Below are 5,427 nucleotides of genomic sequence, written 5' to 3' on the forward strand. Positions count from 1 at the left end.
CCAGGCCCGGGTGGCCCGGGCCGCGCCGACGACCGCCTGCCGGGGCGGGGGAGCCGCACGGCGTGCGCGAACGGCATCCGGCGCCGGCGCCCCGGTTGGTCGCCGACCTTCGCGTCGGCTTTCGCCGATTCCTTCTCGAGTCCGTCTCCGGGCCTCGCGCCGGCCTCCGCGCCGGCTCTGCTGCCGTCGCCGGTCTCCGCGTCGGTCTTGCCCGCGCTGGCCTTGCTCGTGTCGCCGGCCTTCTCCGCGCCGGCTTTCTCCGCGTCGGCCTTGCTCGCGTCGACATTCTCCCGGCCGGCTTCCGTCGCGTCGGTTGTCCCGGCGTCCGCCTTCGCCGTGCCGTGCGTCCCCGGCCCGGCCTGCGCCGCCCTACCGTCGGTCGGCTCCACGGTGGTCGGTGCGCTGCCGGCAGCGGTCGCGGGTGACGGTTCGGCCGGCGACGGGTCGAGGAAGGGGCGGCGGGGACGGGGGACCGGGGTCGGGTCGGTGCGGCGCCGGAGCTGCCGAGCGGCCCGTCGGGCGGCGTCGCCGGTCGCAGGGGCCGCACCGTCAATGGTTCCTCGCCGCTCGCCACCCGTCGAGTATCACCCATCCGGGTGCGACCGTCAGGCCCGGCCGTACGCTGGGAGCATGCCCCGGTACGAGTTCCGCTGCCGCGCCTGCGGCGACACCTTCGAGGTCAACCGCCCGATGGCCCGGGCCGGTGATCCGGCGTCCTGCCCACAGGGACACGCCGACACGGTCAAGCTGCTCTCCACCGTCGCGGTGACCGGCCGGGGCGGTGGTGGACCGGTGGGCGGCGCTCCGCCCGCGCCGGCCGGTGGCTGCTGCGGCGGTGGCGGCTGCTGCTGAGCGGCCACGACCGGCCCGTTCGGCGGCGCAGACCTTGCCGCTGACCGGCGGCAATGGCACCTTGGGGCGGACGCCGCCCGGCCGTTCTCACGATGCGTGACGGCCCGACCATAGGGCAGCATGAAGCCGACGTCAGGGGCGGAGGTTCCACGCATGTCGCCACGGATCCACCTCCCGAGCGGGTGGGTGACCTTCGTGTTCACCGACATCGAGGGTTCGACCCGGCTGGCCCAGCTGCTCGGGTCGGGCTACCGCCCCGTGCTGTGGGAGCATCGCCGGCTGCTCCGGGACACCCTCGCCGGCACCGACGGCGCGGAGCTGCTGACCGAGGGCGACTCGTTCTTCCTCGCCTTTCCCGACGCGGCGGCGGCGCTGACCGCCTGCCTGACCGCCCAACGCGCGCTGTCCACCCACGACTGGCCCACCCCGGAGGCCACCCCCAAGGTGCGGATGGGGCTGCACACCGGCTACGCGGAGCCCCGCGACGGCGAGTACGCCAGCCCTGAGGTGCACCGGGCCGCCCGGGTGGCCGCCGCCGCCCACGGCGGGCAGGTGCTCTGCTCGGCGGCGACCGCCCGGCACGCCGAACCGCTGCCGTCCGGCGCGTCCCTGCTCGACCTCGGCCTGCACCGGCTGCGCGGCTTCGACGACCGGGAGCGGCTCTTTCAGCTCGTCGCGCCCGGCCTGGAGCGGCAGTTCCCCCGGCCGCGCACCGCCGACGCGGTGCCGCACAACCTGCCCACCCAGGTCACCTCCTTCATCGGCCGGGAGACCGAGCGCGCGGAGCTCGACCTGCTGGTACGCCGGCATCGGCTGGTCACCGTGCTCGGGGCCGGCGGCGCCGGCAAGACCCGGATGGCCGTCGAGCTGGCCGGCGGGATGGTCGAGGCGTACCCGGACGGTGTGTGGTTCGTCGACATCGCCACCGTCACCGACCCGGGGCTGGTGGCGTTCGCGGTCGCCGCGGTGCTCGGGCTGCGCCCCGAGCCGGGCCGCCCGATGCTGGACACCCTGGTCGAGTATGCCGCCGCCCGGCAGATGCTGGTGGTGCTGGACACCTGCGACGCCCAGCCGGCGGCCTGCGCCGAGGTGATCTCCCGGCTGCTCGCCGGCGGGAGCGGGGTGCGGGTGCTGGCCACCAGCCGGGAGTCCTTCGGCCTGCCCGGCGAGGTGGTCTGGCGCATCCCGCCGCTCTCGGTGGACCCGCAGCCGGGGCGTACCGAGAGCGACGCGGTGGCGCTGCTGCTGGACCGGACGGCGGCGGCGCGGGGCGGCCGGCCGCCGGACTGGGCGGAGGCCGGTGACCTGCGTCGGGTGGTGCGGCGGCTGGACGGCCTGCCGTTGGCGATCGAGCTGGCCGCCGCCCGGCTCCGGGTGCTCTCCGCCGGGCAGCTCGCCGCCCGCCTCGACGACGTGCTCGGCACCCTCGACGCCGGGCGGGTGGTGCCGGAGCCGCCGGCGGACCGGGGCTGGACGGGCAACCAGCAGGACACCGTGGACCTGGTCGCCGCGGCGGCCGGGGCGGTGCCCCCGTCGGCCGCGCATCGGGCGGTGCAGCGTTCCGCCACCGAGCGGCACCTCACCATGCAGGCGACGGTCACCTGGTCGTACCGGACGTTGGGGCCGCGCGCGTCGCGGCTGCTGCGCTGGCTGGCGGTCTTCGCCGGCCCGGTGGAGCTGTCCACCGTGGAGTGGCTGCTCGACGACGACCCGCTCGACCCGCTGTCGGTGCTGGTGGACAAGTCGATGCTGCTGGCCGAGCCGCACGCGTCGGGCAGCACCTACCGGATGCTCGACCCGATCCGGGCGTACGCGGCCCGCCGGCTGGTGGAGGCCGGCGAGGAGCAGGCCGCGCGGGACCGGCACGTCGCCTGGTCGGCGCACGCGCTGGAGCGCGCCCACCTGGGCCCGGACGCCAGCCGGTGACCCTCTCGCTGTACGCGCTCGACCCGCTGGCCAGTGAGCTGCGGGCCGCCCTGCGCTGGTGCGCCACCGGGGGCAGCGCCCGGGCCGGGTTGCGACTGGCCGGCGGGCTGGACCAGTGGTGGCGGGAGCGGGGGCTGTCCCGGGAGGCGCGGCTCTGGCTGTTCCGGCTCTACGGGCGGATCGCCGAGACCGGCGAGGTGATCCCGGAGGCGGAGCTGGCGGCGGCGTACCACCTGCACTCGCTGCACGCCGGTGCGGACGGCGAGTTCGCCGAGGAGCTGCGCTACTCGCAGCGGGCGGAGGCGGCGGCCCGGCAGGCCGGTGACGCCGGGCTGCTCGCCCGGGTGCTGGCCGGGCGGGCCGCACCGCTGATCGACATGGGGCAGTTCGCCGAGGCGGAGCGGGTCTGCCGCGAGGTGATCGACTGGGCACACGAGCAGCAGGTGACCGGCGACGCGCTCTTCGCCGTCTACAACCTGGCCGAGCTGCTGTGGCGGCGGGGCGCGCTGAACGAGGCCGCGGAGCTGCTCGGCGCGGCCGCCCGGTGGAGGCGGCGCGGCCGGTCGAGCGGGGGCCGGCGGTCGACGGCCAGGGACATCCCCGTCCAGGCCAGCCCGGTGCCGAGCAGCGCCGCGGCCGGCAGCCACCGGCCGGTACGAGGTAGAGGCAGACGATCAGCGCGGCCTCGCCCCAGGTGATGCTGACCATGCCGGTGGCGGTGCGGAACCTCAGCCGGGCCAGTTGGGCGACCGCGAACGCGGCGAGGGCGATGCCGAACCGTGCGGCGGCGGGGAGAGAGTCGTCCGGCGGCAGCGCGACGGGGACGGTCAGGCCGATCAGGACCGCCGTGAAGGCGGTCAGCGTGACGGCGGTGATCAGCAGGAGCACCCGTGGCGGCGTGCCGCCCGGATCGGGCCGGTCGACCTGGTCGCCGGCCCGGCCGGACGTCACCGGCCCGCTCCGTCCGCCGGCACACGGGGGGATGCCCGGGACGGACGCTGCTGCGACGGTCATGGCGCCCCCTCCCGCGCACGGCTCAGGGACTTTTCGGTCCCCCCGGCGGAAGGCTAAGCCAATCCGGGTGGTCGCAACAGGGGCTGACGACCCGGATCGGCGTGAATCACGCTCCGACTAGCCGTTTCGGTGCTGCTGGTGGCCGTTGGGGGTGTCGGTGCGTGATTCGTCCGTCGAGGTCCCGCCCGCCGGATCGGTGGCCGACGTGTCGGCCTGCCCCTGGGTGGGGAACCGGTCGGGCAGCCGGCGCAGCCGGGCGTTCATGTTGCGGATCAGCAGGATGGTGGCGGCGGCCAGGAGCAGGATGAGGAAGAGGCCCATCGGCCCGGCCAGACCACCCGTGCGGGTGTCACCGAAGTTGTTCTCCGCGAGCACCTGGGCAGCGGCGGTCAGCATGGTGTTTCTCCGATGTGCGGTGGGGTTTCAGCGTAGCTCCCCACCCGGTCAGCGGGCATGGGCCGTCTCGCGCACCCCGGCGAAGAGGTCCGACTCGGGCAGCGGGCTGTCGACCAGCGAGCGGACCAGCTGGAAGTCCTCCGTGGGCCAGGCGTGCCGCTGCAGCTCCATCGGCACGTGGAACCAGAAGCCGTCCGGGTCGATCTGGGTGGCGTGGGCGCGCAGCGCGTCGTCGCGGACCGGGAAGTAGTCGGCGCACTCCACCCGGGTGGTGATCCGCGGGCCCTTGTCGGGGCGGTCGTCCCAGCGCTTGAGCCACTCCTCGTAGGGGGAGGCCAGGCCGGCGGCGAGCATGCCCTCGTGCAGCGCCATGATCTTGCCCTTGGAGAAGCCGATGTCGTAGTAGAGCTTCAGCGGCTGCCAGGGCTCGCCGAGCTCCGGGTACCGCTCCGGGTCGCCGCCGCCTCGAAGGCGGCCACGCTCACCTTGTGGGTCATGATGTGGTCGGGGTGCGGGTAGCCGCCCTCCTCGTCGTACGTGGTGACGACGTGCGGACGGAACTCGCGCATCAGGCGCACCAGCGGACCCGCGGCGACCTCGACGTCCTCCAGGGCGAAGCAGCCCCCGGGCAGCGGCGGCAGCGGGTCGCCCTCGGGCAGCCCCGAGTCGACGAAGCCGAGCCAGGCCTGCTCGACGCCGAGGATCGCCCGGGCGGCGTCCATCTCGGCGCGGCGGATCTCGCCGATGTTGGCCCAGACGTCGGGCCGGTCCATCTTCGGGTTGAGCACGCTGCCGCGCTCGCCGCCGGTGCACGTCACGACCAGGACGTCGACACCCTCCGCGACGTATTTCGCCATGGTCGCGGCGCCCTTGCTCGACTCGTCGTCGGGGTGCGCGTGCACCGCCATGAGACGCAGTTGCTCTGCCACTGTGGGCGCTCCTCGTCTGTGCCGGCCGACGGCCCATCCCGGGCCGCCCGGCTGACCTGCCGGAATCCTCCCCCCGTGCCGGACCCTGCCGGCGCCGCGGAATCCTCCCCCGTGCCGGACCCTGCCGGCGCCGACCTGTCATCCTTGACGGCAGGACGGGCTGGGAGCGTGGAACTCTCCCATTCTTGCCGATGCTCACCAGGTCGGCCTCGACCAGGTGCCCGGCGGTGCCGACCGCGGGCCGCTGGCCGGGGGCGGACCCGGACGGTGTCGACGGCCACGCCGGTGCGCAGCTCCACCCGGTCGCCGA

The 5,427-nt window shown here is 75.3% G+C and carries 2 protein-coding genes and 4 pseudogenes; 2 read left to right on the plus strand and 4 right to left on the minus strand.

Annotated elements, in window-relative coordinates:
* Positions 1-389: pseudogene (locus tag JNW89_RS26410) on the minus strand (hypothetical protein); the annotation flags it as partial.
* Between the two features lie 241 nt (positions 390-630).
* Between JNW89_RS26410 and JNW89_RS26415 the strand changes: the two are divergent.
* Complete coding sequence (locus JNW89_RS26415; RefSeq protein ID WP_154941724.1) at positions 631-852, plus strand: zinc ribbon domain-containing protein; 222 nt, start codon at positions 631-633, stop codon at positions 850-852.
* A 153-nt stretch (positions 853-1,005) separates the two neighbouring features.
* Positions 1,006-3,352: pseudogene (locus JNW89_RS26420) on the plus strand (adenylate/guanylate cyclase domain-containing protein); the annotation flags it as partial.
* Here the strand turns inward: JNW89_RS26420 and JNW89_RS26425 are convergent.
* The 3 genes and pseudogenes from JNW89_RS26425 to mca form a co-directional block, all read right to left on the minus strand.
* Positions 3,341-3,729 (minus strand): annotated as a pseudogene (locus JNW89_RS26425) (GGDEF-domain containing protein); the annotation flags it as partial. The pseudogenes JNW89_RS26420 and JNW89_RS26425 sit on opposite strands and share 12 nt — an antisense overlap.
* Positions 3,730-3,909: 180 nt before the next feature.
* The gene (locus JNW89_RS26430) at positions 3,910-4,185 is read right to left on the minus strand and encodes a hypothetical protein (protein ID WP_375155143.1); all 276 of its coding nucleotides are present in this window, start codon (positions 4,183-4,185) and stop codon (positions 3,910-3,912) included.
* A 51-nt stretch (positions 4,186-4,236) separates the two neighbouring features.
* Positions 4,237-5,096, minus strand: a pseudogene (mca, locus tag JNW89_RS26435) (mycothiol conjugate amidase Mca).
* Positions 5,097-5,427 lie beyond the last annotated feature (331 nt).

Source organism: Micromonospora sp. 4G55, from assembly GCF_016803375.1.

Excerpts from the sequence above, each read along its gene's own strand:
- JNW89_RS26415 (WP_154941724.1), top strand. The coding sequence starts at position 631 with ATGCCCCGGTACGAGTTCCGCTGCCGCGCCTGCGGCGACACCTTCGAG.